Origin of the sequence: Methylopila sp. 73B, assembly GCF_000526315.1 — a bacterium.
Classification (GTDB): Bacteria; Pseudomonadota; Alphaproteobacteria; order Rhizobiales; family Methylopilaceae; genus Methylopila.
Window position 1 is genome coordinate 1,915,299 of sequence record NZ_JAFV01000001.1, and the last position, 23,526, is coordinate 1,938,824.

General features: G+C 69.4%; 29 protein-coding genes. 15 read left to right on the plus strand and 14 right to left on the minus strand.

The genetic code is table 11. The features are described from left to right. Window positions 1-2: 2 nt before the first annotated feature. Together K244_RS0109290 and K244_RS0109295 are read right to left on the minus strand one after the other, a co-directional pair. Complete coding sequence (locus tag K244_RS0109290) at window positions 3-653, minus strand: ribonuclease T2 (RefSeq protein WP_020185983.1); 651 nt, start codon at window positions 651-653, stop codon at window positions 3-5. Continuing rightward, window positions 650-1,120: a hypothetical protein gene (locus tag K244_RS0109295; RefSeq protein WP_155931664.1), complete on the minus strand. Its 471-nt coding sequence runs from the start codon at window positions 1,118-1,120 to the stop codon at window positions 650-652. Before K244_RS0109295 ends, K244_RS0109290 begins: the two co-directional genes overlap by 4 nt. Window positions 1,121-1,308: 188 nt before the next feature. On the opposite strand from K244_RS0109295, the gene K244_RS0109300 reads away from it, so the two are divergent. Next, window positions 1,309-2,538 (plus strand): hypothetical protein, encoded by a 1,230-nt coding sequence (locus tag K244_RS0109300; RefSeq protein WP_020185985.1) that lies wholly within the window; start codon window positions 1,309-1,311, stop codon window positions 2,536-2,538. An 11-nt stretch (window positions 2,539-2,549) separates the two neighbouring features. Here the strand turns inward: K244_RS0109300 and K244_RS0109305 are convergent, their stop codons facing one another. Then, window positions 2,550-3,608, minus strand: coding sequence for a DUF1176 domain-containing protein (locus tag K244_RS0109305; protein WP_020185986.1), 1,059 nt, complete (start codon window positions 3,606-3,608; stop codon window positions 2,550-2,552). Window positions 3,609-3,833: 225 nt separating this feature from the next. On the opposite strand from K244_RS0109305, the gene K244_RS22645 reads away from it, so the two are divergent. Further along, a complete protein-coding gene (locus tag K244_RS22645) occupies window positions 3,834-4,340 on the plus strand; it encodes a BA14K family protein (protein ID WP_020185987.1) in 507 nt (168 codons plus the stop codon). Window positions 4,341-4,497: 157 nt separating this feature from the next. Continuing rightward, window positions 4,498-4,806, plus strand: a complete 309-nt coding sequence (locus K244_RS21715; protein WP_020185988.1) for a DUF3072 domain-containing protein — start codon at window positions 4,498-4,500, stop codon at window positions 4,804-4,806. A 9-nt stretch (window positions 4,807-4,815) separates the two neighbouring features. Here the strand turns inward: K244_RS21715 and K244_RS0109320 are convergent, their stop codons facing one another. The 7 genes from K244_RS0109320 to K244_RS0109350 all read right to left on the minus strand — a co-directional run bounded on the left by K244_RS0109320 (window position 4,816) and on the right by K244_RS0109350 (window position 10,159). Next, window positions 4,816-5,178, minus strand: a complete 363-nt coding sequence (locus tag K244_RS0109320; protein WP_020185989.1) for a tRNA-binding protein — start codon at window positions 5,176-5,178, stop codon at window positions 4,816-4,818. Further along, window positions 5,175-5,894: a hypothetical protein gene (locus tag K244_RS0109325; RefSeq protein WP_020185990.1), complete on the minus strand. Its 720-nt coding sequence runs from the start codon at window positions 5,892-5,894 to the stop codon at window positions 5,175-5,177. The genes K244_RS0109320 and K244_RS0109325 overlap by 4 nt, the downstream gene beginning before the upstream one ends. Before the next feature lie 86 nt (window positions 5,895-5,980). Next, window positions 5,981-6,820 (minus strand): pyrroline-5-carboxylate reductase, encoded by an 840-nt coding sequence (gene proC / locus K244_RS0109330; RefSeq protein WP_020185991.1) that lies wholly within the window; start codon window positions 6,818-6,820, stop codon window positions 5,981-5,983. Window positions 6,821-6,836: 16 nt separating this feature from the next. Continuing rightward, on the minus strand, window positions 6,837-7,337 hold the full coding sequence (locus K244_RS0109335) for a YbjN domain-containing protein (RefSeq protein ID WP_020185992.1): 501 nt from the start codon (window positions 7,335-7,337) through the stop codon (window positions 6,837-6,839). A 199-nt stretch (window positions 7,338-7,536) separates the two neighbouring features. Further along, window positions 7,537-7,839 (minus strand): accessory factor UbiK family protein, encoded by a 303-nt coding sequence (locus K244_RS0109340; RefSeq protein ID WP_020185993.1) that lies wholly within the window; start codon window positions 7,837-7,839, stop codon window positions 7,537-7,539. Window positions 7,840-7,912: 73 nt separating this feature from the next. Continuing rightward, window positions 7,913-8,875: a class I SAM-dependent methyltransferase gene (locus tag K244_RS0109345; RefSeq protein WP_020185994.1), complete on the minus strand. Its 963-nt coding sequence runs from the start codon at window positions 8,873-8,875 to the stop codon at window positions 7,913-7,915. Window positions 8,876-8,980: 105 nt separating this feature from the next. Beyond that, complete coding sequence (locus K244_RS0109350; protein WP_020185995.1) at window positions 8,981-10,159, minus strand: MFS transporter; 1,179 nt, start codon at window positions 10,157-10,159, stop codon at window positions 8,981-8,983. A 110-nt stretch (window positions 10,160-10,269) separates the two neighbouring features. Here K244_RS0109350 and K244_RS0109355 point away from each other — a divergent pair, with 110 nt between their 5' ends. The 5 genes from K244_RS0109355 (at window position 10,270) to K244_RS0109375 (ending at window position 15,374) form a co-directional block, all read left to right on the plus strand. Continuing rightward, a complete protein-coding gene (locus K244_RS0109355; protein WP_020185996.1) occupies window positions 10,270-11,202 on the plus strand; it encodes a LysR family transcriptional regulator in 933 nt (310 codons plus the stop codon). A gap of 230 nt (window positions 11,203-11,432) precedes the next feature. Continuing rightward, complete coding sequence (gene lgt, locus K244_RS0109360) at window positions 11,433-12,251, plus strand: prolipoprotein diacylglyceryl transferase (protein ID WP_020185997.1); 819 nt, start codon at window positions 11,433-11,435, stop codon at window positions 12,249-12,251. Further along, entirely contained in the window at window positions 12,248-13,504 is a 1,257-nt protein-coding gene (locus K244_RS0109365; protein ID WP_020185998.1) for an SAM-dependent methyltransferase, read from the plus strand. Before lgt ends, K244_RS0109365 begins: the two co-directional genes overlap by 4 nt. Beyond that, window positions 13,501-14,286, plus strand: coding sequence for a peptidoglycan editing factor PgeF (gene pgeF / locus K244_RS0109370; RefSeq protein ID WP_020185999.1), 786 nt, complete (start codon window positions 13,501-13,503; stop codon window positions 14,284-14,286). The genes K244_RS0109365 and pgeF overlap by 4 nt, the downstream gene beginning before the upstream one ends. A gap of 155 nt (window positions 14,287-14,441) precedes the next feature. After that, a complete protein-coding gene (locus K244_RS0109375) occupies window positions 14,442-15,374 on the plus strand; it encodes a ribose-phosphate pyrophosphokinase (protein ID WP_020186000.1) in 933 nt (310 codons plus the stop codon). A 5-nt stretch (window positions 15,375-15,379) separates the two neighbouring features. On the opposite strand, the gene K244_RS0109380 is transcribed toward K244_RS0109375, so the two are convergent. Then, window positions 15,380-15,760 carry a hypothetical protein gene (locus tag K244_RS0109380; RefSeq protein WP_020186001.1) on the minus strand — a complete coding sequence of 127 codons (381 nt, stop codon included), beginning with the start codon at window positions 15,758-15,760 and terminating at the stop codon, window positions 15,380-15,382. Window positions 15,761-15,939: 179 nt separating this feature from the next. Here K244_RS0109380 and K244_RS0109385 point away from each other — a divergent pair, with 179 nt between their 5' ends. From K244_RS0109385 to K244_RS0109415, 7 genes are all read left to right on the plus strand, one after another. Then, a complete protein-coding gene (locus tag K244_RS0109385; protein ID WP_020186002.1) occupies window positions 15,940-16,680 on the plus strand; it encodes a 50S ribosomal protein L25/general stress protein Ctc in 741 nt (246 codons plus the stop codon). 69 nt (window positions 16,681-16,749) lie between these two features. After that, a complete protein-coding gene (pth, locus tag K244_RS0109390; protein WP_020186003.1) occupies window positions 16,750-17,358 on the plus strand; it encodes an aminoacyl-tRNA hydrolase in 609 nt (202 codons plus the stop codon). Between the two features lie 62 nt (window positions 17,359-17,420). Continuing rightward, window positions 17,421-17,738, plus strand: a complete 318-nt coding sequence (locus tag K244_RS23545) for a ribbon-helix-helix protein, CopG family (protein WP_020186004.1) — start codon at window positions 17,421-17,423, stop codon at window positions 17,736-17,738. Further along, entirely contained in the window at window positions 17,713-18,087 is a 375-nt protein-coding gene (locus K244_RS0109400) for a PIN domain-containing protein (protein ID WP_020186005.1), read from the plus strand. Before K244_RS23545 ends, K244_RS0109400 begins: the two co-directional genes overlap by 26 nt. A gap of 15 nt (window positions 18,088-18,102) precedes the next feature. Then, the gene (ychF, locus tag K244_RS0109405; protein ID WP_020186006.1) at window positions 18,103-19,200 is read left to right on the plus strand and encodes a redox-regulated ATPase YchF; all 1,098 of its coding nucleotides are present in this window, start codon (window positions 18,103-18,105) and stop codon (window positions 19,198-19,200) included. A gap of 188 nt (window positions 19,201-19,388) precedes the next feature. Next, a complete protein-coding gene (locus tag K244_RS0109410; protein ID WP_020186007.1) occupies window positions 19,389-19,853 on the plus strand; it encodes a MaoC family dehydratase in 465 nt (154 codons plus the stop codon). Further along, on the plus strand, window positions 19,853-20,329 hold the full coding sequence (locus K244_RS0109415) for a MaoC family dehydratase (RefSeq protein ID WP_020186008.1): 477 nt from the start codon (window positions 19,853-19,855) through the stop codon (window positions 20,327-20,329). Before K244_RS0109410 ends, K244_RS0109415 begins: the two co-directional genes overlap by 1 nt. 8 nt (window positions 20,330-20,337) lie before the next feature. Here the strand turns inward: K244_RS0109415 and K244_RS0109420 are convergent, their stop codons facing one another. From K244_RS0109420 to K244_RS0109430, 3 genes are all read right to left on the minus strand, one after another. Continuing rightward, entirely contained in the window at window positions 20,338-21,213 is an 876-nt protein-coding gene (locus tag K244_RS0109420) for an S-methyl-5'-thioadenosine phosphorylase (RefSeq protein WP_020186009.1), read from the minus strand. Window positions 21,214-21,286: 73 nt separating this feature from the next. Further along, window positions 21,287-22,204, minus strand: coding sequence for a cytochrome c1 (locus tag K244_RS0109425; protein WP_036306523.1), 918 nt, complete (start codon window positions 22,202-22,204; stop codon window positions 21,287-21,289). 8 nt (window positions 22,205-22,212) lie between these two features. Next, window positions 22,213-23,490, minus strand: a complete 1,278-nt coding sequence (locus K244_RS0109430) for a cytochrome b N-terminal domain-containing protein (RefSeq protein WP_020186011.1) — start codon at window positions 23,488-23,490, stop codon at window positions 22,213-22,215. Between the last annotated feature and the right edge of the window lie 36 nt (window positions 23,491-23,526).

Sequence of the window (23,526 nt, forward strand, 5' to 3'; positions counted from 1 at the left end):
GGTCACTCTCCCCGCATCGGCGGAAACGCCACGCGGTCCGCGCGGCAGGCGCGGCGGTCGACCTCGCCGCAGGCGCGGAACTCCAGGTCCTTGGTCATGCAGAGTCTCACCTCGCGCAGGTTTCGCCGCGCACAGTCGACCGCGATCATGTCCGCGTTCAAGCCCGGGTTGGCCGCGATGAAGGCGCGCTCGACGTCGTCCGGCGAGGTCGTGAGCCAGCGGTCGAGCGCCCGGTAGGCCGAAGGGATCGTCACCTTGTCATACGCCGCGCGGGCTTTCGCGAAATAGCCGGCCGGATCGAGCCCCGAACACGTCCCATGTTTGCGCCACTGATAGCGCACGAGGCCCGGGCTCGGCATGACGTCGAGCATCCCATCGACCGTGCGGCGCGAGGGGCCGCGAGTGTCGCCGCCGCAGGATGACGGGAAGCCGCGCTCGTACTGCGGCCAAAGCCCATGCAGCACGAAGGCGAAGGGCCTCGGACCCCCGCATTGCATGCGGTCGGCCCGTTCGCCGCGGTCGGCGCAATAGGTCGGCGACCACGACAGCGAGAGCACGTAGAAGTCGAAGTCCCCAGCCTGCCCGCGCTCCTGGGCCGAGGCCGGAGCGACGGCAAGGAATAAGAGCGCGGCGGCGAGAAGGCGTCGGATCACGGACGAACCATCTTGCAGCCCGGAGCGAAGGCGCGGTGACGGTCGAGGCCGGTGACGCACCAGTTCACGCCCCAACCGATCCCGGCGAAGCCGTCGCCCTCGATGATCTCGTAGAACACCCGGCGCGGACGCCGATCCGTCGTGAGGGTCTCGGCGGCGCAGAACCGGCGAGGCACGAAGCTCGGTCCCCAACTGCGGTAGCCGATCTCGCGGGGGTGGCCGACGGCCTCGAGGGCGAGGTCCGAGCCCCAGTAGCCGCGCTCGCGGGCGGCGAAAGCCGAGGTGACGCGGCCGAGCACGCCGCTGTCGCCGCAGGCCGGCAGGCGACCGGAGAACCCACGGAAGAACGGCGCCGGTTCGACGACGGTCGCCGCGTATGTCTTCGTCGTCGCATAATCCGCGGCCACTGCCGCGGGCGCGGTCATGACCGTCGCGAGGATCGCGCAGGCGCCTGCTAAGCTCTTCATCCGACCCTCCGCCGCATCGTCTTGGAGCGCATGCGCGCCCGAAAGCGACATCAAGCGCCTCACTGGTTAAAATCAAGCGTTCGCGCCCGACATGGTTACGTCGGCCGGCCGGTCTTTGGACCGTCGCGGAGCGGATGCTAACGTCCGGCCGCCCGACTGCGCCCCCGCGAAAGGATACGCCGCCCCCGATGCAGAGGTTCGAGACCGCCCAGGACGCCGCCCTCGCCCTCCGGCCCGACCAGCCCGTCTACGCGTTCCGGCCGAGCGTCCTGGCGACCGACGCGAAAGCGTTTCTCGACGCCTTCCGCGGACAGACGGCCTACGCCGTGAAGACCAACGGCGAGCCGTTCGTCCTCGACGAGCTGGTGAAGGCGGGCGTGACGGCCTTCGACGTCGCAAGCCCCGCCGAGTTCGCCGCCGCGCGCGCCGCCTCAGCCGAGGCCGGGATGTTCTACATGCACCCGGTGAAGGCGCAGTCGGACATCCGGCTCGCGCTCGAGACCTACGGCGTCCGCCATGTCGCCCTCGACCATGAGGACGAGATCGCGAAGATCCTCAGGATCGTCCGCGCGCAGGACATCTCGCCGAGCGACATCACGCTGTTCGTCAGGCTCGCGACCAAGGGGCACGCCGCTTACGAGCTCTCGAAGAAGTTCGGCGCGACCGCAGCGCACGCCGTCGAACTGCTGCAGCGGCTCGATCGGGTTGGCTTTCGCGCGGGCCTGACGTTCCACGTCGGCAGCCAGGTCGAGGATCTCGACACCTACGAGCGGGCGATCGGCACCGCCGCCTGGGTGAAGGGGCGCGCCGGCGTCGACATCACGGCGCTCGACATCGGCGGCGGCTTTCCCGCGCCTTACGGCCGCGACCTGAAGAAGGACGCGCGGCCGACGCCCGAGATCGGCAGCCTCGTCGCCAAGATCGAGCAGGAGATCGACGCCTGGGGCCTTGGCGACCTGCCCCTGATCGCGGAGCCCGGCCGGGTCGTCGTGGCGCGCTCGCTCTCGGTGCTGGTGCGCGTGCTGCTGAAAAAGGGCCAGCGGCTCTACATCAACGACGGCGTCTGGAGCTCGCTCTCCGACAGCTGGACCGGCAAGATCACCCTGCCCGCCCGGCTGATCCCGGATCCGGCGCGCCGCCGCGCTCCTCGGTCCTCCGCGCCGAAGCTCGCGCCTTACCGGGTGATGGGCGCGACCTGCGACTCCGTCGACATCCTCTCCAGGCCGTTTTGGCTGCCCGACACGGTGGACACCGGCGACTGGATCGAGATCGGCCACATCGGCGCCTACAGCCTCGCGCTGCGCACCCGTTTCAACGGCTTCTATCCCGACACCTTCGTGGAGGTGGCGACGCCCTATGAGGACGAGGAGGGCCTCGAAGGCGTCGCGACGGTGGAAAGCCGGGGCGCGGTGCGCTGAGCCGCTAAGCGTCAGCGCTCGCCGCGGAACACGATCGGGAACTTGCCGGGCTCCCCGACCCCATCGCACTCCTCCTTGGCGCGGTATTCGACCATGCGGAAGGCGGCGCCGCCCCACTCCCAAGTCCCGACCTGCCCGCAATCGCCCTGCGCGCGGCCGCGGTCGAAGGCGGTGAGCTGCTTCTTCGAGGGGTCGTAGGCGACGTTCGAGAGCACGTCGACGCCGGTCCAGCCGACCGATTCCAGGAAGGCCGCGAACAACAGCGGCTCGAACCGCCCCGCCGCTCGCGACGGATCCTCGAGGAAAAGCGTGAAATCGACGTTGGTCGCGCCCGAGGCGCAGACCATCGCCCAGAGCGTCAGCCCGCCGCCGAGATCGGCCGCGAAGGATTCCTCGGCCAGGAACGAGGCGTCGGTCTCGTTGCGGTCCCAGACGGGGCAGTCGCGATCGACCATGATCTGGCGCAGAGCCGGCGGCGCGTTCTCCCGGCTCACGTCGCGCACCTGTCCCGAACGCACCGCCGGCGTGTCGCCGCCGACAAGAGCGATCAGCGCGTCCGGACGGTCGACGCGTCCTTGCGCGCGATCGACCTCGGCGAGCGCGGAGGCGAACCCCGGCAAAGCGAAATCCGCCGACAGGTCGCGGCGATCCTCCGCGACGATCGCCACGGTCAGCATCTTGCCGCGCCGGAGAAAGGGCAGGAGCTTCCGGGTGGCCGCGTCGGAAAAGCGGATCTCGACGCCCCCGCCCGGCCCCGGGGCGCTCGCGAGATCCGCGCCCGAGGCGAAGCGGATCGGCGGACCTCCGTCGACCGCGAGCGCCACGCGCGGCCGGTTCAGGGCGCCGTCGACGTCGATCGACAAAGTGAGCTTCGGCTGGGCGTCCTTGGGGCCGGCGCGTTGCGCCGCGAGCGTGGCGGACGTCGCGGTGGTGCGGGACGCGGCGATCTCGACCCGACAGTCTCCTGCCGGCTTGCCCGTTCCGCACGCGACGTTCCAGCCCTCGAACTGGGCGGCGTCGGCCGCGCCGCCGGCGATCATCAGGATGAGGCTTGCGAGCAAACGGCGCATGGCGGGTCGCGACCTCGGACGCAGCGGACGGCGCGCGACCCTAATCCGGAATCGCGCCGAGACAAATCAGACCGACAGCCAAGGCCTCGCGAGGTCGTCACGCAGACGTGAGGCGCCCGGCCGGCTGCCGCGAAACCTTCCGCCGGACGGTCGAGTTATCTCCGGTGGGAGAGGCGCAGAATCTGGCGCGCAACGCGCGCCCTTAAAAATCAGGAGCTTCAAAAGATGCGAAAGACGCTCGCCATAGCGATCGCCGCAACGATCGGCCTGACGGGAGTCGTCAGCGCCGAAGCGGCTCCGCCCCGCGCGCCGAAGCCGCGGGCGACGCTGGAGCAGGTGCGCGCCCAAGCGCTGACCGACATGCAGACCGGAGACATCCAGACCGTGGATCGGCGCCGCTGGCGCGGCGGACGCGGCTGGGGCGGAGGTCGCCACTACGGGGGCCGTCGGCATTTCTCCAGCCGGCGGTATTACGGCGGACGCCGGCACTATGGCGGGCGCAGGTACTACGGACGGCGCTATTATGGGCGGCGGTACTATCGTGATCGGGACTACGGCGGCTATGCGGCGGCAGGCATCGCGGGCCTGGCGGCCGGCGCTCTGATCGCGGGAGCGGCGAACGGCCGCAGCTATTCGCGCGGCGACAGCTACTGCGCACAGCGGTTCCGCTCGTACAATCCGCGGACCGGCACCTATACGGGCTACGACGGGCGCCAGCGCGCCTGCCCGTAAGCCGCTCCGAACGGCGGCGTTGGACCAGCGCCGCCCGTTCCTCCGAAAGCCCCGGCGCGCGCCCCGCGCCGGGGCTTTTTCGTGTCCGCCGTAGAGGAACCGTCATTCCCTTCGAGCGTTTCCCTCTGTGAACGAAGACAGAACGAGGAAACGCCCCATGGCTGAAAGCCGCCCGCAAGCCCATGTCGACGCCCGCCGTGCGGCGGACCCCGATGCGCCGACGCCCGGCGCTCCGGCTCACGAGGTTCACCCCAATCCGAAGACCGCGCCCGATCCCGAGAGCAACGCGGAGAAGGATCCGAGTGACTGGGTGTCCGGCGACGAGCCGATGACCGGCGCTCAGGCCTCCTACCTGAAGACGCTCTCCGAGGAGACCGGCGCCGAGGCTTACAAGCCGGACCTGACAAAGGCCGAGGCCTCGATGGCGATCGACGAACTCAAGGACGCCCGCAACCAGAAGCGCTGACGCGCGTGTTCAAAACAGGCGGCCGCCGTTCGGCACGGCGGTCGTCGGCGACAGCAGCACGACCTCCCCGTCGGCGTCGGGCACTCCGAGGGTCAAGACCTCGGAGATGAACTTGCCGATCTGACGCGGCGGAAAGTTCACCACCGCCACCACTTGACGACCGATCAACGCCTCTGGCGCGTAGTGCTTGGTAATCTGCGCCGACGATCGCTTCACGCCAATGTCCGGGCCGAAGTCGATCCTGAGCTTGATCGCGGGCTTTCGCGCCTCGGGATAGGGCTCGGCTTCGACGACGACGCCCACACGGACATCGACCTTCAGGAAATCGTCGAAGCCTATGACGGGCGACGCGGCTTCAGCAGTCCAGCTCACGCGGCGCTCGCCAGGTCGTCGGCGTCGTCCTTACGGGGCCGGCGAGCGAAGGCGCGGTCGCACACGTCGCGAAACGGAGCCGTCAAGCGGAGCGCGTCGTCGGCGCGGCGGGCCCAGCGTTCGGCCTTGCGGAGCTCCTCGTCGAGCGCCTTCATGGTGCGGGCGAGGCCCTGATCAGAATCGTTCAGGAAGGTCTCGAAGACGCGCGCGTTAACGAGCACAAGCGCCTGAGCGCGAGCGGCCCCCAACGGGCCGGATTCCTGCACGCCGGCCGCCGCCAGCATCCACTGCATCGACGAGACCGCGACCTTGTTCATCTCGGCTGCGCCGAGCGGATCGCGCATCACGCCGCGGCGGGCGGCGCGCAAGCCCTCGCGGTAGGGGGCCAGTGCCTCGAAACGCCGCATCAGCACGTCGAAGAGACGCTCGCGCGCCGGCTCGTCGGCCATATCCTTGACGTCGTGATTGAGGACGTCGAGATCGATCTTGCGGACGAAGCCAGCCAGCACCGCGCCCTTCGAAGGGAACAGGCCGCGAAGGTCCGCCAAGCCGATACCGGCCCGTTCGGCCAGATCATGCAGGCCGATCTCGCCCCACGGCCTCTCGGCGAGCAGCGAGAACAGCGCGTCGATCGCTTTGTCGCGCGGATCGGGTCCGGGCTCGGCCTTCGACGGCTTCGCCGACGAAGCGTCGCTAGACGATGGATTGCGTGCCATGGCGCGTCTCCTCGCGGGTTTGTGGTGCTCGCTCGTCACGCGATTATGGGCACGGCGCGCGTTTGTTCCAAGGCGGCCCGTGCGGCTTAGCCCGCAAGTTCCCGGGAGCGCGCCGTCGCCGCCGCCACGGCGCGCTCGAGCAAAGGATCGAGGCCGTCGGCCGCCATCAGGACGCCGAGCGCCGCGGCCGTCGTGCCGTTTGGAGAGGTTACGTTCTTCCGCAACGTTTCCGGCGTCTCGGGGGAACGATGCAGCAATTCGCCCGCCCCCTCGATGGTGGCCCGCGCGAGCTTGCCGGCGAGTTCAGGCGACAGCCCGGCCGCGACGCCTGCGCGCGCGAGCGATTCCGCCATCAGAAACACATAGGCGGGGCCCGAACCGGACACGCCGGTGACGGCGTCGATCAACGCCTCGTCGTCGACCCACACAACCTCGCCGCAGGTCTGCAGCAGGCGGTCCGCCAGAGCCCGCTGCCTCGCGTTGACGCCTTCGCCTGCGACGCAGGCCGTGATCCCGCGGCCAACGGAGGCCGGCGTGTTCGGCATGGTCCGCACCACGGCGGCGCCATCGGGAAGCCCGCTGCGCAGCGTCCTGAGCGTCGTTCCGGCGAGAATGGACACGACGACGGTATCGGGGCCAATAAAGCCCGCGACGCTCGGAAGCGCGGCGGTCGCCATCTGCGGCTTGACCGCGAAGAGGATCGCGGCCGGCGGCGGCAGGCTGCCGGGCTCGGGAGCAAGGACGACGCCCTGCGCGGCGAGGCGCTCCGCGGCGGCCGTCGGCAGTCCAGGATCGACGACGGCGACCAGCGCCGGATCGAGCCCGCCCGCCAGCCACCCGTCCAGAAGGGCGCCGCCCATCTTGCCCGCGCCCACGAGAAGGATCGGGCCGCCCGAAGAGAGCGGCCCGATGGAATGATCGGTCATGAAAGGCTCAACGCCGTCACGCCTCCCCCGCCGTCTCGAAGGCCACCACCTGCATGGCCTCCTCGGCGCTCTTGCCCGCCCAGACCACGAACTGGAACGCCTGGTAGTGACGTTCGCAGGCTTCGAGGGCCCCTTGCAGCAGGGCTTCGCATTGGGGGGCGCTCGCCTCCGCCCCGCCGGTGAGCAGGAGCGAGTGCCGGTAGACCACCACGCCCTCCTTGCTCCACAGATCGAAGTGGCCCAGCCACATCTGCTCATTGACGAGCGTCAGGAGCTGGAGAATTTCCACCTTGCGGCGGTCGGGAACCTTGAGGTCGAAGGCGCAGGCGAGGTGAAGGGACTCCAGATCGTCCATCCACGTGAGAGATACGTGGTAGTCGGACCAGGATCCGTCGACGGAAATCGTGATCTCGTCGTCGTCGGACCGGTCGAAAGACCAGTCGTTCAACGTCGCGATGCGTTCGATCATGTCGACAGGGTGGCCGTGACGCTCGGCGTCCACGTCGATGAGAGCCATGAGCTCCTCCCCAGGTGAAGGCCCTGCTCGAGGGCGTGGGAACGACGTCGCGCGTGACCTGCGGACCAAGGGCGGCCCGCCGACCGAGGCTCCGGATCGCGTGGCGTAAAGCCAGCGATTCGAGCCCCCTCAAACAGTATATGGCGCCCGTTTCCGCGCTGCACACATGCTGTCGTGCTTGTATGAACGGATCGGCGCGTCAAATCGCGACTGTGTCTTCGGGACCGCTGCCGCCTTGCGGCGTCGAGGTTGAGTCAGCGAGCTTCGCTTCCAGCGCGTCGAGCCGGGCGGAGAGGGTCTCGTTCTCCTCGCGCGCCTTCACCGCCATCGCGCGCACGGCCTCGAACTCGTCGCGGCGGACGAGGTCCAGGTCCGCGAGGATCTTGCTGGCCTGAGCCCGCACGATCGTCTCGACCTCGCGCTTCACCCCGGAGGCGGCGCCGGCGGCGTCGGTCATCAGGCGTCCGATCTCGTCGAACACGCGGCCGCGGGTCTCGGTCATGGGGTCAGGCCTTTCGCAGGGAAAACGCTCGTCACACATGGCCCGCCGCCGCCCTTCCCGCAAGATCGGCGGCTCATGCGGCGTCCGGCTTCCGCGCCACGAGGAAGGCGTCCACGTCCGGGGCGTCGCCGGGAACCGGCCTGAAGCGCACGGCCAGACGCGCCAGCGCGTAGGCGAGGACGAGGCTGACGTGCCAGGACCACCGGTGGCCGACATAGCGGGCCTTGGGCGGCGGATCCGTCCGGCGGGCGAGCAGACGCCACAGCCAGAGGATGACGCCCTGATGGGGCGAGACCGGCAGCGTCTCCAAAGCGACGACCTCGAGGCCGAGCTCCGCCGCCAGCGCGCGGAACGCGCCCGCGTTCCACCATGTCACGTGATGCGGGGGCAAGTTGAGCGGGAAGTTCGGGATGTCCGTCAGCGGCGAGGGGTGCAGCGGCGCCGCGAGGATCAGCAGACCGCCGGGCTTCAGCAGCTTCGCCATAAGCCTGGCGTGGCCGAGCGGATCGGGCACGTGCTCGATGACGTGGAACGCCGTCGCCACGTCATAGGCGGCGGTGTTCGCCTCCGCATGATGCTCGAGCGTCTCGCGGATCACCGCGTCATCGACGTCCTGGCCGGCGTAGGGATCGAGCCCGACGAACCGGGCGTGCGGCAAGTGGCGACGAAACAGGCCTGGGCCGCAGCCGATGTCGATGACCGTGGCGCCGTCTGGCACGGAGCGGGCGGCGCGGCGGAAATCGACGCGGCGATCGACCTCCTCCGTCAGCCCCTTGTGGATGTCCCACTTGGCGTAGAACCGGGCGTAGAAGGCCGCGTCGCCCACGATCGGCGGATCGAAGAACATAAGGCCCGACGGGCTTTCGTACAGCGTCAGCCGCTTCACGCCCTCGAACAGGCGCGCGACGTCCACACCCTGCCCGAACCGCCAGAGGTGCCGCACGAACTTGGTCGACACGCTGTGCACGGCGCGGGCCGGCTCGCCGGTGATCGGGCAGGTCGGCCCGTCGGCTCTCGTCTCGGCGGATGTCATCATGATGTTCGCCGCCGGACGGCGCCTTTACGCAACTGCGAGACGCCCTGTATCGCCCGCGCGGCCGGCGGCGTCCATGGAAAGCGTGGGCGAGTCGAGCGCGCGTGTTCAGGTCCGGCACGCCGCCGCAGCCGCCGGGCGAAGACGATCGAGCCGCAGGCTGAAGGCTGCGACGGCGAGCCCCGCGAGCGTGATCGCAGCCGCGACCAGCGGCACGGCCCAGAGGCCGGGGCCGTAGTCGATGGTCGCGCCGCCGGCCCAGGCGCCGATGGCGTTGCCAAGGTTGAAGGCCGCGATGTTGAGGCTGGAGGCGAGGTTGCGGCCGTCCGCGCCGGCCTTCTCCATCACCCGCATCTGCAGCGGAGCGACGGTGGCGAAGCTCGCCGCGCCGAGCGCGCCAAGGACCGCGACCATCGCGATCTTGTCGTAGGCGGCGACCGTCGTCAGCGCGAGCGTAAGGCTCAGCGCCGCCAGCGTGCCGATCAGCGCCAGCCCGACATTACGGTCCGCGAAGCGGCCTCCGGCGAGATTGCCGACCGCAAGGCCCGCGCCGAACACCAGCAGGATCGGCGAGACCGCGGCCTCCGAAAAGCCGGTCAGCTCGGTCAGCAACGGCTGGACATAGGTGAAGGCTGCGAACACGCCGGCGAAGCCCAGCACGGTCATGAGGAAACCGAGCTGCAGCTGCGGGTTCTTCAGGCTTGCGAGCTCGCGCTTCAGCGGCGGAGCGGGCTCGGAAGCGACGTCGCGGGGCACCGCAAGCGCGATGATCGCGAACGCGACTAGGCCGATCACGACGACCGCCCAGAAGGTCGAGCGCCAGCCAAAGGCGAGGCCGAGCCAGGCGCCGGCGGGCACGCCGAGCAGGGTCGCCGCGGTGAGGCCGGTGAACATCACCGCGATCGCGGAGGCCTTGCGCTCCTGCGGCACGAGGCCGGTGGCGACCACCGAGCCGACGCCGAAGAAGGTGCCGTGGGCGAGCGAGGTGATCACCCGCGCCGCCATGAGCCAGCCGTAGTCGGGCGCCAGCGCGCAGGCGAGGTTGCCCACCACGAACACGCCCATCAGCGCGAGCAGCACGGTCTTCCGCGGCAGCTGGCGGCTCGCGATGGTGAGGACGGGCGCCCCGACGAACACCCCGAGCGCGTAGCCCGAGATCAGCAGCCCGGCGGCGGGGATGGAGACGCCGAGGTCGCCGGAGACCTGCATCAGCAGGCCCATGATGACGAATTCGGTGGTGCCGATGCCGAAGGCGCCGGCGGCGAGCGCATAGACCGCGAGGGGCATGGGAGCCGCTCCTGCACGCGTGGGTTGGAAGGATTGGCGTCAAGGTAGCGGCCGCGGCGCCTTTGGATTACCCTTCACCAGAGCTAACCACCTGTGATCCGAAGGCACGAATGAGCCGGTCCGACGCCAACCGCGCCGCCGAGATGGAGACCTTTGTCCGCGTGGTGGAGCGGGGCGACTTCTCGGCCGCCGCCCGCGCGCTCGGGCACTCTCCTTCCGCGGTCAGCAAGCTGGTCACCCGGCTCGAGGCGCGGCTCGGCGCGCAGCTCATGACGCGCACCACGCGCAGGCTGCAGCTCACGGCCGAAGGCGAGGCCTTCTACGAGCGGGCGACGCGCATCCTCGCCGACCTCGACGAGGCCGAGCGGGAGGCGGCCGGCGGCGCCGCGCCGCGGGGCCGCGTGCGGGTGAACTGCAGCGTGTCGTTCGGGCAGATGTACGTGCTGCCGCTGACGGCGGCGTTCCTCGCGCGCTTCCCCGAGGTGACGCTCGACATTGTGCTGACCGACCAGGTCGTCGATCTGGTGGAGCAGCGCGCCGACGTCGCGATCCGCATCGGTCCGCTCGCCTCCTCCCGGCTTGTCGCCCGCAAGCTCGGCCAGAGCCGCATGGCGGTCGTCGCCTCGCCGGAGTATCTCGCGCGCCATGGGATCCCGCAGACGGTCGAGGACCTCGAGCGCCACCCCCGCATCGGCTTCAACTTCACTCGAACCGTGCGCGGCTGGCCGTTCCTCGTCGATGGACGGACGGTGACCGTTCCCCCCATCGGCCCGGTCCGGGTCGGCGACGGCGAAACCTCGCGGCTGCTGGCGCTCGCGGGCGTCGGCCTCGCCCGGCACGCGCTGTTCCACATCGGACCGGACATCGCGGCGGGGACGCTGGTTCCCGTGCTGGAGGACCTGAACCCCGGCGACATCGAGGAGATCCACGCCGTGTTCGTGGGCCGCCCGGGACGCCTCCCCGCCCGCACCCGGGCTTTCCTCGATTTTGTCGCCGAAGCGGCGGTAGACATGAACCGGAGCGGCTGGACCACGCCGCCTTGACGCTGCGCGCGCAGGCGCAGGTCTTCACCTCTCCCCGGCTGGGGAGAGGTCGCGAGGCGAAGCCGAGCGGGTAAGGGGTGAGGGGGTGGCGGTCTTCAGAGAGGGCTCAAGCCCCCTCACCCGGCCCCTGCGGGCCGACCTCTCCCCGACGGGGAGAGGTCGGGGAAGCGCGCCCTCGCCTTGACGCTGCGCGTCGCCGCGTCCATCACCGCGCCGACCCTGGAGCGCGCATGCCGCTGTTCGCAATTCCGTTTCCGATGATCGATCCGATTGCGGTGTCCGTGGGCCCGCTCGCGATCCGCTGGTACGCGCTCGCCTATGTCGCCGGGCTGCTGATCGGCTGGTGGCTCGCCAAGCGCATCGCCGCCAATGACGCCCTTTGGGGCGCGACGCGACGCCCGACGCCGCTCGAGGTCGACGATCTCATTCTGTGGGTCGCCTTCGGCGTGATCCTCGGCGGCCGCATCGGCTATGTGCTGTTCTACAACCCGCTGTACTATCTTGATAATCCGCTCGAGGCGCTGCAGGTCTGGCACGGCGGCATGAGCTTCCACGGCGGGCTCGCCGGCGCGGCGCTCGGGATCATCCTGTTCGCCCGGTCCCGCACCCTGCCGGCGCTGCCGATCTTCGACCTGTGCTCGGCGGTCGCGCCCATCGGTCTGTTCTTCGGCCGGCTCGCGAACTTCATCAACGGCGAGCTGTTCGGCCGCGTGACCGATGTCCCCTGGGCAATGGTCTTCCCCACAGCCGACGCCCAGCCGCGGCACCCGAGCCAGCTCTATCAGGCCGCGCTCGAAGGCCTGGCGCTGTTCGTGCTGGTGCAGGTCCTCGTCCGCACCGGCGCGCTGAAGCGTCCCGGCCTCGTCGGGGGCGCCTTCCTTGCGGGCTACGCGGTCTGCCGCATTGTCGGCGAGGAGTTTCGCGAGCCGGACGCGCAGATCGGCTTCCTGCCGGGCGGCCTGACGATGGGGATGGCGCTGTCGCTGCCGATGCTGGCGCTCGGCCTTGTCGTCGTCGTCCTCGCGCTGAAGCGCGCCCGGCAGGCATGACCCCGCTCGGCCGCGAGATCGCCGAGACGATCGCGCAGGACGGGCCGATCACCGTGGAGCGCTACATGGCGCTCTGCCTCGGGCACCCCTCTCACGGCTACTACGCCACCCGCGACCCGTTCGGCGCCGGCGGCGACTTCGTCACTGCGCCCGAGATCAGCCAGATGTTCGGCGAACTCATCGGCCTGTGGTGCGCCGAGGTCTGGCGGCGCATGGGCGAGCCCTCGCGCGTGGCGTTGATCGAGCTCGGCCCCGGACGCGGCACGCTGATGGCCGACGCGCTGCGAGCGGCTAGGACACTGCCGGGGTTTTTCGACGCGGTTGAGGTGACGCTGGTCGAGACCAGCCCGACGCTTCGGGACGCGCAGAAGCGGACACTTGACGGCGCAGGCGTTCCGTTGCGCTGGGCTTTGACGGTCGAGGAGGCGCTCGACGCCCTTCCCCCCTCCCCCTTGCGGGGAGGGGGTGGGGGTGGGGGTGGCGCAGAAGAAGACGCTTCGAGCGAAACCGCGATCGACGGCGTTCCGGGCTCCGCGCTCGATCCTGCGCCCCCCCCACCCCCAACCCCTCCCCGCAAGGGGGACGGGAGCGACGCCTCTCCCCTCCCCACCCTCGTCCTCGCCAACGAGTTCTTCGACGCCCTTCCCATCCGCCAGTTCGTGCGCACCGAGGCCGGCTGGCGCGAGCGGATGGTGGGGCTCGTCGACGGCGCGCTCGCCTTCGGCCTGTCAGCCGAGCCGCCCACGGACCTCCGCCTCCCTTCCCGCCCCACCGGCTTCGTGCTGGAGCTCAACCCGCAGGGCGTGGCGATCGCGGCCCGGATTGGCGCCCATCTCGCGGCCCACGGCGGCGCGGCTCTGGCGATCGATTATGGCGAGGCCTACAGCGCCGGCGACACGCTGCAGGCCATGCGCCGCCACGGCTTCGTCGATCCGCTGGCGGAGCCGGGCGAAGCCGACCTGACGGCGCAGGTCGATTTCGGCGCGCTCGCCCGCGCAAGCCGGGCGGCCGGCGCGGTCCCCATGGCGCTGTCGCACCAGGCGGATCTGCTCGAACGGCTCGGCCTCCACGCCCGCGCGGCGCAGCTCACGCGAACCGCGACGCCCGCTCAGGCCAAAACCGTCGAGGTCGCCGTGCGGCGGTTGACCGACCGCTCCCCTTCCGGCATGGGCGCGCTGTTCAAGGCGCTAGCCCTCGGCCATCCAGCCCTGGGGCCCCTGCCCGGCTTCGAACCCGACGGAGATTTCCGATGACCCTCCCCGTCCCCACCGTCCAGTCCGAGGCTTTGGTTGCGCTTCCGGGCGTGCGCCACGCCTTCTTCACCCGCCAGGGCGGCGTCTCGACGGGCGTGCTGTCGAGCCTGAACGGCGGCCTCGGCGCCAAGGACGATCCGGCGAACGTGCACGAGAACCGCCGCCGCATGGCGGCGACGCTGGGCCTCGACGCCGGGCGGATCGCCCTGCCCTGGCAGGTGCATTCGGCTGACGTCGCGGTCGCGACCGCCCCCTGGACGCGCGAGACGGCGCCGCATGTGGACGCCGTTGTGGTGACGATTCCAGGCCTCGCCGCCGGCGTCACCATCGCCGACTGCGGGCCGATCCTGTTCGCGGACGCAGAGGCGCGCGTGGTCGCCGCCGCCCACGCCGGCTGGCAGGGCGCGTTCAAGGGCGTGGCCGAGGCGACGCTCGCCAGGATGGAGAAGCTGGGCGCCCGCCGCGAGCGCGTCGTCGCCGCGCTCGGCCCCTGCATCCGACAGGCGAGCTACGAGGTCGGCCCTGAGTTCGCCGCCCGCTTCGCCGCGGTCGACGCCGAGAACGCCCGCTTCTTCGCACCCTCGGGCAAGCCGGGCCATGCGCTGTTCGACCTCGGCGGATATGTCGTCGCGCGCCTGAAGGCCGCTGGCGTCGGCACGGTCGAGGACCTGGGCCTCGACACCTACGCCGACGAGGAGCGTTTCTTCAGCTACCGCCGCATGACCCACCGCGGCGAGGACGACTACGGCCGGCTGGTGGCCGCGATCGCGCTCGATCCGTAAAGGCTTCTGTGACCCTTCTGCGACGAAGGTGCGCAACCGCCTCGCGGTCGGTTGAGGGCGGTTGGAATAGTTGTTAAGAGCCGCACGCCTTTCCTCGGCGCCACGGTCGTGGACAGCACAACGGCGCCGCGGGGCGCGCACGAAGGTCGTTCAGCATGAAGGTCGTCGCCGGCAACTCCAACCGCGGGCTCGCCGAAGCCATCGCGGCCTATCTCGCCACGCCGCTCACCCGCTGCAACGTGCGCCGTTTCGCGGACATGGAGGTGTTCGTCGAGATCCTCGAGAACGTGCGCGGCGAGGACGTGTTCGTCGTCCAGTCGACCTCGTTCCCCGCGAACGACCACCTGATGGAGCTGCTGATCATCATCGACGCGCTGCGCCGCTCCTCGGCGCGCCGCATCACGGCCGTCATGCCCTACTTCGGCTACGCCCGGCAGGATCGCCGCGCCTCGGGCCGGACGCCGATCTCGGCGAAGCTGGTCGCCAACATGATCACCCAGGCCGGCGCCGACCGCGTCATGACGCTCGACCTGCACGCCGGCCAGATACAGGGCTTCTTCGACATCCCGACAGACAACCTGTTCGCGGCGCCCGTGATGGTGCGCGACATCAAGGACCGGCTGCCGACCGAGAACGTCATGGTCGTCTCGCCGGACGTGGGCGGCGTAGTGCGCGCCCGCGCCATCGCCAAGCGCATCGACGCCCAGCTCGCCATCGTCGACAAGCGCCGCGAGCGCCCCGGCGAGTCCGAGGTGATGAACGTCATCGGCGACGTCGAAGGCCGCTCCTGCATCCTGGTCGACGACATCGTCGATTCCGGCGGCACCCTTGTGAACGCCGCCGACGCGCTGCTGGCGAAGGGCGCGAAGGATGTCTACGCCTACCTGACCCACGGCGTGCTGTCGGGCGGCGCGGTCGCCCGCGTCACCGCCTCCAAGATCAAGGAGATGGTGATCACCGACTCGATCCAGCCGACCGAGGCGGTGCGCGTCGCCAAGAACATCCGCGTGATCTCGATCGCGACCCTGATCGGTGAGGCCATCGCGCGCACGTCCAGCGAAGAATCGGTGTCGAGCCTGTTCGACTGATCCGATCAGCGGCGCGCCGTCCCGCGCTCGTACCGCTGGATGGTCGTCGTCCGGCGCGTCTCGACGACCGCCGGCTCGTAGCCCGGGACGTCCGCCTCGACCCACATGCCGCGCACCTGCTGGGGCAAGAGCCGGGACGTGAACACCGGCTCGAACAGCCCGTAAAAGTCGTCCTCCAGCAGCATGCGCGGACCTCGCTCCACGACGACCTGCCGTGCGGCGTCCCGCAGCGGCAGTTGCGGGCCGTAATAGCGCTCGGCGGCGCTCGGCCGGTAGGAGCGCTCCACGGACCGCGTGACGACGACGCGCTCCGCGGGGTCGGCCGCCGTGGCGGACCCTGAACCGAGGGCGAGAAGAACGAGGACCAAGCCTCTGACGCGCATCATGCCGACCTCCCGGGAACCGCAGCATGGAGATGGGGCGCGGAGATCGGCCGTCGAGACCGGACACGTTGCGCCGGAACGGCGTTTCTGCTAGCTCACGCGCGCGGCGTCCCACACCCCTGGAGGGGTTCGCCGCCTGAGGCCGTCCGCATCGGGCGGCCATTTCATTTCGGAGAACTGATATGTCCGCGACCAAGCCGCTCAAGGCCGAAGCGCGCGAGAAGGCCGGTAAGGGGGCCGCCCGCGCACTTCGCCGTCAAGGCAAGATTCCCGCCGTCATCTACGGCGGCAAGAAGCCCCCCGTCAGCATCGCGCTCGACGGCCACGAGGCGTTCAAGCTGCTGCACGCCGGCGGCTTCAAGACCACGATTTTCGAGATCGACACCGGCGCCGGCAAGGAGCGGGTCATCCCGCGCGACTACCAGCGCGACGTCGTGACCGACACCCTGCTGCACGTCGACTTCTTCCGCGTGACCGCGTCGTCGGTCGTGGACGTCGAGGTGCCCGTGCACTTCCTCAACGACGAGGCCTCCCCCGGCCTCAAGCGCGGCGGCGTTCTCAACGTCGTGCTGCACACAGTTCACGTGAAGGCGGGCGTCGACGACATTCCGACGGCGATCGAGGTCGACCTCAAGGGCCTCGAGATCGGCGACATAGTCCACGCCAATTCTGTGAAGCTGCCGAAGGGCGTCGAGTTCTCGGCCGAGAACCTCGAAGAGCTGACCATCGCCACCATCGCCGCGCCGACCGTGGTCGCGGAAGAGGTGGCCGAGGAGCAGGCCGAGGCCGCCGCCGAGAACCGCGGCGAGACCATCGAGCCGGAAGAAGGCGCTGAGACCGAAGGCGAGACGGCGGCCGACGAGGCCGACGCCAAGCAGGACGAGGACAAGAAGTCCGAGAGCCGCAAGTCGCAGGACGACTGATCGATCCGCGCGTCATGCCCGCAACCGCGGGCATGACGCGACGGGCCGTCCCTGTTGGGAGCGACCGACATGCTGCTCCTGGTCGGCCTTGGCAATCCGGGGCCGAAGTACGAGAAGAACCGGCACAACATCGGCTTTATGGCCGTCGACCGGATCGCGTCCCGCCACGGCTTCGGGCCCTGGCGGGCGCGCTTCCAGGGTGAGACCGCGGAGGGCGCGATCGGCGGCCTGAAGACGCTGCTGCTGAAGCCGCGCACCTACATGAACGAGAGCGGCCGCGCCGTCGCCGAAGCCGCCCGCTTCTTCAAGATCGCTCTGCCCGACATCGTAGCGCTGCATGACGAGCTCGACCTCGCGCCGGGCAAGCTGCGCGTGAAGATCGGCGGCGGCAACGCCGGCCACAACGGCCTGCGCTCGATCACCGCCCACATGGGCAACGACTACAAGCGCGTGCGTCTCGGGATCGGCCACCCCGGCAAAGACGCGGTGCTGTCCTACGTGCTCAACGACTTCGGCAAGTCCGAAATGGGCTGGGTCGACGTGCTGACCGAGGCGATCGCTGACGCGGCCGATCTTCTGGCCGGGGCGCAGGACGCCAGCTTCCAGAACAAGGTGCACCTCAGGATGGAGGCCGCAGGCTTCGGCGAGGTGGAGAAGCTCGGCGCGGCCAGGACCTGACGAGCCGCGTCTTGACCCACGGACACGGAAACACGAAGTTCGTGTCGAGGAGCGCCGGACCGATGAAGAACGTGACGATCACCCTTCCCGACGAGCTCGCCGCCACTGTTCGCGTCGACGCCGCGAAGGCCGGCAAGAGCATGTCGCGCTACATCGCCGATCTTCTGGACCAGCGTGGCGACCTCCATGCGCGGCAGATGGCGGCGATCGAATCGTTCCTCGCTCTGCCGAAGGCTCCCATGAGCGACGAAAACGGCATGCTTCCCGGCCGCGAGGAGAACTACCGGCGTGAGGTGTTTCGTGGACACGAACATTCTGCTGTACACGCTGGACCTGAACGACCGGACGAAGGCGATGGCCGCGACCGCGGTCGTTCATGAGCTTGCAAAGCGCCGCAGCCTTGTCGTTTCGCTTCAGGTCTTGAACGAGATGACCAACATCCTGCTCAACAAGCGCAGGGATCTTTCTCTCGACGCGGTTCGGGAGATCGTCGAGCCGCTCGCCGTTTTCGGAGACGCTCCGCTCTCTTGGGAGATCATCGACGTCGCTTGGCGCGTCCGCGAGCTGACTGGCTATGGCTGGTGGGACAGCCTTCTCGTCGCGACCGCGCATCTGGAAAAATGCCGCTATTTCCTGTCGGAAGACATGCAGCACGAGCGCGCCATTTTCGACGTCACCATCGTCAATCCGTTCGTGACGTCGCCTTTCGACCTCCCTCTCCCGAACTGACGAGCGACCAATCCCATGGGCTTCAAATGCGGCATCGTCGGCCTGCCGAACGTCGGCAAGTCGACCCTCTTCAACGCGCTGACGCAGACCGCCGCCGCCCAGGCCGCGAACTATCCGTTCTGCACCATCGAGCCGAACGTCGGCGAGGTCGCGGTGCCCGATCCGCGGCTTGGCAAGCTCGCGGCGATCGCCGGCTCCAAGGAGATCATCCCGACGCGGCTGACCTTCGTGGACATCGCCGGCCTCGTGCGCGGCGCCTCGAAGGGCGAAGGCCTCGGCAACCAGTTCCTCGCCCACATCCGCGAGGTCGACGCGATCGCCTATGTCCTGCGCTGCTTCGAGGACGACGACATCACCCATGTCGAAGGCAAGATCGACCCGCTGTCGGACGCCGACACGGTCGAGACCGAGCTGATGATCGCCGACCTCGAGAGCCTCGAGAAGCGGGTGGTCGCGCTCGAGAAGCGCGCGCGGTCGAACGACAAGGAAGCGAAAGAGCAGCTCGAGCTCGTCGGCCGCGTGCTCCCGCTGCTGCGCGACGGCAAGCCCGCCCGGCTCGCCAAGATCTCGGACGACGAGCGGCCCGCCTTCGACGCGTTGAACCTGCTGACCTCGAAGCCGGTGCTTTACGTCGCCAACGTGGATGAGGCCTCGGCAGTTGGCGGCAACGCCTACTCCGCGCGAGTCGAGGAGCGGGCGAAGGCCGAGGGCGCCGTCGCCGTCGCCATCTCCGCCCGGATCGAGAGCGAGATCGCGGTGCTGCCGGAGGACGAGCGGACGGAGTATCTCGAAGCGCTCGGCCTGCATGAGCCCGGCCTCGACCGTCTCATCAACGCCGGCTACCAGCTGCTCGGGCTCGTGACCTACTTCACGGTTGGCCCCAAGGAGACCCGCGCCTGGACGATCGAGCGCGGCACCAAGGCGCCGGCGGCGGCGGGCGTGATCCATTCCGACTTCGAGAAGGGCTTCATCCGCTCCGAAACCATCGCCTACGACGACTACGTCACGCTGAAGGGCGAGACGGGCGCCAAGGACGCGGGCAAGATGCGGCTCGAAGGCAAGGAATACGTCGTCGCCGACGGCGACGTGCTGCACTTCCGCTTCGCGAACTGAGCGGGCGAAGGAGCGGACAGGACCGGAGTGGGCGCTTCGAGACGCCCGCGTCCCGCGGGCTCCTCAGCACGAGGAGGTTTTGGCCCTCCTGCGCTCTCAGTCCTCATCATGCTGGAGGAGGCGGCGTCAGCCGCCGTCTCGAAGCACGCACTGCCTGCCCGCGCCACGATAGCGAAGAGGAGCGCCTGATGCCGGACCCCCGCTACGCCTTCGAGGACTTCGCCCCCCGCGACACGTCGGAGTACGGCGGCCTCGTCGTCGACCGCGACGACATGGTGGCCTTCGCCGAGGAGTACGACCCGCAGCCGATGCACCTGTCAGAGCGCGCCGCGCGCTCAAGCATGCTGGGCGAGCTGATCGCGTCCGGCTGGTACACGGCGGCGCTGCTGATGCGGATGAACTGCGACCGCTGGCTCGTCGACAGCACCTCGCTGGGCTCGCTGGGCGTCGACAGCGTGGAATGGCGCGCGCCGGTGCGCGCGGGCGACCGACTGACGGTGCGGAGCACGGTCGTCGCCGCCCGCGCCTCCCGCAGCCGGCCGGACATGGGCGTGGTCTCCTTCGCCTTCGACGTCGTGAACCAGGACAGCGTGGTCGTGATGCGGCAGGTCAACGCCGTGATGTTCGGCCGTCGCGACGCGGGAGCGGTCTGATGCATCTCGAGGACTACGCGCCGGGCGACCGCGCCGAGATCGGCTCGCACCTCTTCACGGCGGACGAAATTCTGCGCTTCGCGCGCAAGTACGACACCCAGGCCTTTCATCTGTCCGAGGAGGCTGGGCTCGCAGGTCCCTTCAAGGGCCTCGCCGCGTCCGGCTGGCACACCTCAGCGGTGTGGATGAAGCTGATGATCGCCTTCCAGACCAGGATGGCGAAGGAGCGCATGGCGGCGGGCCTGCCGGTCGGCCGCGTCGGCCCCTCCCCCGGCTTTCGCGACCTGCGCTGGACGGCGCCCGTCATGGCGGGCGACACGCTGACCTACTTTTCGGAAGTGCTGGGGACGCGGCCGAGCGCGTCTCGCCCCGGCTGGGGCCTGCTCACCGCCCGCAACACGGCGACGAACCAGCACGGCGTGGAGGTTTTCGCGTTCACCAGCGCGGTGTTCGTCGGCATGCGGCCGGCGGATTGAATCGCGGCTCAGCCGCGGAGCACCCGCCCGGCGACCGCGTCGAGCTTCGCCAGCAGCTGCGGGTCGCGATGCTCCGGCGCGGTGACGATGGCGTAGTCGAGCGCCCGGTCCGATCCGAGCGGGCACGGCTCGTGCTCCTCGGGGAAGTCGGCGGCGAGCCGCGCCACCAGGCGGCGCGCCTTGTCGCCGTTGGCGTGCATCACGGCGAGGATGTCGGCGACGTCGACGCCGGCCTCATGCGGACGCCAGGCGTCGTAGTCCGTCACCATGCCGACGGTCGCGTAGGACAGCTCCGCCTCGCGGGCGAGCTTCGCCTCGGGCATGTTGGTCATGCCCACGATCGACGCGCCCATGGCCTTGTAGGCGACGGATTCCGCCCGGGTGGAGAACTGCGGGCCTTCCATGCAGACGTAGGCGCCGCCGACCACATGCGGCACGCCCTCGGCCGCCGCCGCCCGGGCGATCCGCGCCACGAGGTTCGGCGCGACGGGGTCCGAGAAGGCGACGTGGGCCACGCAGCCGGGGCCGAAAAAGGTGGGCTGGCGGCGGAAGGTGCGGTCGATGAACTGGTCCGCCAGCACGAAGGTCCCGGGCGGAAGCTCCTCGCGATAGGAGCCGCACGCCGACAGCGAAACAAGATCCGTGACGCCCGCCCGCTTCAGGACGTCGATGTTCGCGCGGTAGTCGATGTCGGAGGGCGACAGCCGATGGCCGGCGCCATGGCGGGGCAGGAAGACGATCGTGGTCGCGCCGATCCGGCCGCGCTTCGGCTTGGCGGACGGCAGCCCCCAGGGACTTGCGAGATCAAGCTCCTCGACGCCTTCGAGGCCAGGCAGATCGTAGATCCCGGACCCGCCGACCACGCCCAGAACGGCCTTCGCCATCGTTCGCTCCTGACAATGAAAAACGGCGGACCCGAAGGCCCGCCGCTCTATAGCACAGGGTCGTGCGCCGGGATCAGGCGATCGCCTTCGGCTTGGCGCCGGCCCAGACGCGCTTCTTGACGAGATAGACGAGCGAGCCGAACACCAGCAGCCAGATCATCACCACGAAGCCGGTCGCCTTGCGGGCCGCGAGGTGCGGCTCGGCCGCCCACATCATGAACGCCGCGACGTCCTTGCCGTACTGGTCGACGGTGGTCGGCGTGCCGTCGGTGTACTCCACCTGCCCGTCCTGGATCGGCTTCGCCATCGCAATCCAGTGGTTGGGGAAGTACTTGTTGTAGTGCAGGTTCGCGGCGGCCGGCGTCGCGCCCGCCGGCGGCTCTTCGTAGCCCACCAGCAGCGCGTGGATGTAGTCCGGCCCCTGCTCCTGGTACTGGGCGACGATGTCCCACAGGAACCACGGGAAGCCGCGCTCGTAGGTGCGGGCCTTGGCGAGCAGGGAGAAGTCCGGCGGATAGGCGCCGCCGTTCGCGGCGCGAGCCGCCTGCTCGTGGGGGAACGCCTTCGGGAACTGGTCCGACAGCCGGGCTTTGCGGGTGAACATCTCGCCCTGGTCGTTCGGGCCGTCCTGGACCTCGTACTCGTTGGCGATCGCGCGCGCCTGGCCCTCGTTGAAGCCGAGCCCGCCCGGCTCCATCAGGTTGCGAAAGGAAACCAGCGAGAGCGAGTGACAGCTCGAGCAGACCTCCTTGTAGATCTTGAAGCCGCGCTGCAGCTGCGCCGGGTCGAACTTCCCGAACGGGCCCCAGAAGGTCCACTTCTGCATCGGCGGCTGCGGCGTGTGGTGGGCGCCGCCTTCCTGCGCGCCCTCCCCGCCGGCCGCGAGCGCCCCGCCGGCGCCGGCCAGCGCGCCGAGGCCGATGACGGCCGCCGCGGCGACGGCGCGAAGAGAACGCAGGCTCATGGTCTTGCTTTCGAAACGCAGGGTCATGGGCCCGATCATCCCTTCGTCTCGGGCGACGCCGCGGCGCCGGCCGGGAAGCCATGGCCGCCGGAGGGGCCCAGGACCGATTCCGCGATCGAGGCCGGCAGCGGCTTGGTCTTCTCGATCCTGCCCAGGAGAGGAATGACGATCAGGAAGTGAATGAAGTACCAGGCCGTCGCGATGCGGGCATAGGTGATGTAGGGCTCCTCGGCCGGCTTCGAGCCGAGCCAGCCCAGGATCACGGCGTCCGCGACGAAGATCCAGAAGAAGATCTTGAACATCGGCCGGTATTTCGCCGAGCGCACCTTCGACGTGTCGAGCCACGGCAGGATGAAGAGCACCGCGATGGCTCCGAACATCATCAGCACGCCGCCGAGCTTCGACGGAATCGCGCGCAGGATCGCGTAGAACGGCAGGAAGTACCATTCCGGCACGATGTGCGACGGCGTCACCAGGGGGTTCGCCTCGATGTAGTTGTCGGCGTGGCCCAGGTAGTTCGGGATGTAGAACACGAACCAGGCGAAGAACGCGATGAAGCAGACCATCGCAAAGCCGTCCTTGATGGTCGCGTAGGGCGTGAACGGCAGCGTGTCCTTGCGGAAGTCCTTCACCTCGACGCCGGTCGGGTTGTTCTGCCCGACGTGGTGGAGCGCCCAGATGTGAAGCACGACCACGCCCGCGATCATGAAGGGCAGCAGGTAATGCAGCGCGAAGAAGCGGTTCAGCGTCGGGTTGTCGACGGAGAAGCCGCCCCAGAGCCACGTCACCACCGCCTGGCCCACGCCCGGGATCGCCGAGAACAGGTTGGTGATCACGGTCGCGCCCCAGAACGACATCTGGCCCCAGGGCAGCACGTAGCCCATGAAGGCGGTCGCCATCATCAGCAGGAAGATCAGCACGCCGAGGATCCACAGGATCTCGCGGGGCGCCTTGTAGGAGCCGTAGTACATGCCGCGGAACATGTGGATGTACACGGCGATGAAGAACATCGACGCGCCGTTGGCGTGCAGGTAGCGCAGCAGCCAGCCGTAGTTAACGTCGCGCATGATCTTCTCGACCGAGGCGAAGGCCTTGGTCGCTTCGGGGGTGTAGTGCATCGCGAGCACCACGCCGGTCAGGATCTGGGCGACCAGCATGAACATCAGGATGCCGCCGAAGGTCCAGAAGTAGTTCAGGTTGCGCGGCACCGGGTAGGCCACCGCGCTGGAGTGCACCAGGCCGACGATCGGCAGGCGGCTCTCGAACCATTTGGCGAGGCCGCTTTTCGGCTGGTAGGTCGAATGTCCTTGCATCGAATTCACCTCGTCGCGCCGCGCGGGCGTGAACCT

Excerpts from the sequence above, each read along its gene's own strand:
- K244_RS23545 (WP_020186004.1), top strand. The coding sequence starts at position 17,421 with ATGAAGAACGTGACGATCACCCTTCCCGACGAGCTCGCCGCCACTGTT.
- K244_RS0109385 (WP_020186002.1), top strand. The coding sequence starts at position 15,940 with ATGTCCGCGACCAAGCCGCTCAAGGCCGAAGCGCGCGAGAAGGCCGGT.
- K244_RS0109430 (WP_020186011.1), bottom strand. The coding sequence starts at position 23,490 with ATGCAAGGACATTCGACCTACCAGCCGAAAAGCGGCCTCGCCAAATGG.
- K244_RS0109300 (WP_020185985.1), top strand. The coding sequence starts at position 1,309 with ATGCAGAGGTTCGAGACCGCCCAGGACGCCGCCCTCGCCCTCCGGCCC.
- K244_RS0109325 (WP_020185990.1), bottom strand. The coding sequence starts at position 5,894 with ATGGCACGCAATCCATCGTCTAGCGACGCTTCGTCGGCGAAGCCGTCG.
- K244_RS0109355 (WP_020185996.1), top strand. The coding sequence starts at position 10,270 with ATGAGCCGGTCCGACGCCAACCGCGCCGCCGAGATGGAGACCTTTGTC.
- pgeF (WP_020185999.1), top strand. The coding sequence starts at position 13,501 with ATGACCCTCCCCGTCCCCACCGTCCAGTCCGAGGCTTTGGTTGCGCTT.
- K244_RS0109340 (WP_020185993.1), bottom strand. The coding sequence starts at position 7,839 with ATGACCGAGACCCGCGGCCGCGTGTTCGACGAGATCGGACGCCTGATG.
- ychF (WP_020186006.1), top strand. The coding sequence starts at position 18,103 with ATGGGCTTCAAATGCGGCATCGTCGGCCTGCCGAACGTCGGCAAGTCG.
- pth (WP_020186003.1), top strand. The coding sequence starts at position 16,750 with ATGCTGCTCCTGGTCGGCCTTGGCAATCCGGGGCCGAAGTACGAGAAG.
- lgt (WP_020185997.1), top strand. The coding sequence starts at position 11,433 with ATGCCGCTGTTCGCAATTCCGTTTCCGATGATCGATCCGATTGCGGTG.
- K244_RS22645 (WP_020185987.1), top strand. The coding sequence starts at position 3,834 with ATGCGAAAGACGCTCGCCATAGCGATCGCCGCAACGATCGGCCTGACG.
- K244_RS0109295 (WP_155931664.1), bottom strand. The coding sequence starts at position 1,120 with ATGAAGAGCTTAGCAGGCGCCTGCGCGATCCTCGCGACGGTCATGACC.
- K244_RS0109380 (WP_020186001.1), bottom strand. The coding sequence starts at position 15,760 with ATGATGCGCGTCAGAGGCTTGGTCCTCGTTCTTCTCGCCCTCGGTTCA.
- K244_RS0109415 (WP_020186008.1), top strand. The coding sequence starts at position 19,853 with ATGCATCTCGAGGACTACGCGCCGGGCGACCGCGCCGAGATCGGCTCG.
- K244_RS0109365 (WP_020185998.1), top strand. The coding sequence starts at position 12,248 with ATGACCCCGCTCGGCCGCGAGATCGCCGAGACGATCGCGCAGGACGGG.
- K244_RS21715 (WP_020185988.1), top strand. The coding sequence starts at position 4,498 with ATGGCTGAAAGCCGCCCGCAAGCCCATGTCGACGCCCGCCGTGCGGCG.
- K244_RS0109345 (WP_020185994.1), bottom strand. The coding sequence starts at position 8,875 with ATGATGACATCCGCCGAGACGAGAGCCGACGGGCCGACCTGCCCGATC.
- K244_RS0109420 (WP_020186009.1), bottom strand. The coding sequence starts at position 21,213 with ATGGCGAAGGCCGTTCTGGGCGTGGTCGGCGGGTCCGGGATCTACGAT.
- proC (WP_020185991.1), bottom strand. The coding sequence starts at position 6,820 with ATGACCGATCATTCCATCGGGCCGCTCTCTTCGGGCGGCCCGATCCTT.
- K244_RS0109335 (WP_020185992.1), bottom strand. The coding sequence starts at position 7,337 with ATGGCTCTCATCGACGTGGACGCCGAGCGTCACGGCCACCCTGTCGAC.
- K244_RS0109305 (WP_020185986.1), bottom strand. The coding sequence starts at position 3,608 with ATGCGCCGTTTGCTCGCAAGCCTCATCCTGATGATCGCCGGCGGCGCG.
- K244_RS0109350 (WP_020185995.1), bottom strand. The coding sequence starts at position 10,159 with ATGCCCCTCGCGGTCTATGCGCTCGCCGCCGGCGCCTTCGGCATCGGC.
- K244_RS0109410 (WP_020186007.1), top strand. The coding sequence starts at position 19,389 with ATGCCGGACCCCCGCTACGCCTTCGAGGACTTCGCCCCCCGCGACACG.
- K244_RS0109425 (WP_036306523.1), bottom strand. The coding sequence starts at position 22,204 with ATGACCCTGCGTTTCGAAAGCAAGACCATGAGCCTGCGTTCTCTTCGC.
- K244_RS0109400 (WP_020186005.1), top strand. The coding sequence starts at position 17,713 with ATGGCCGCGACCGCGGTCGTTCATGAGCTTGCAAAGCGCCGCAGCCTT.
- K244_RS0109375 (WP_020186000.1), top strand. The coding sequence starts at position 14,442 with ATGAAGGTCGTCGCCGGCAACTCCAACCGCGGGCTCGCCGAAGCCATC.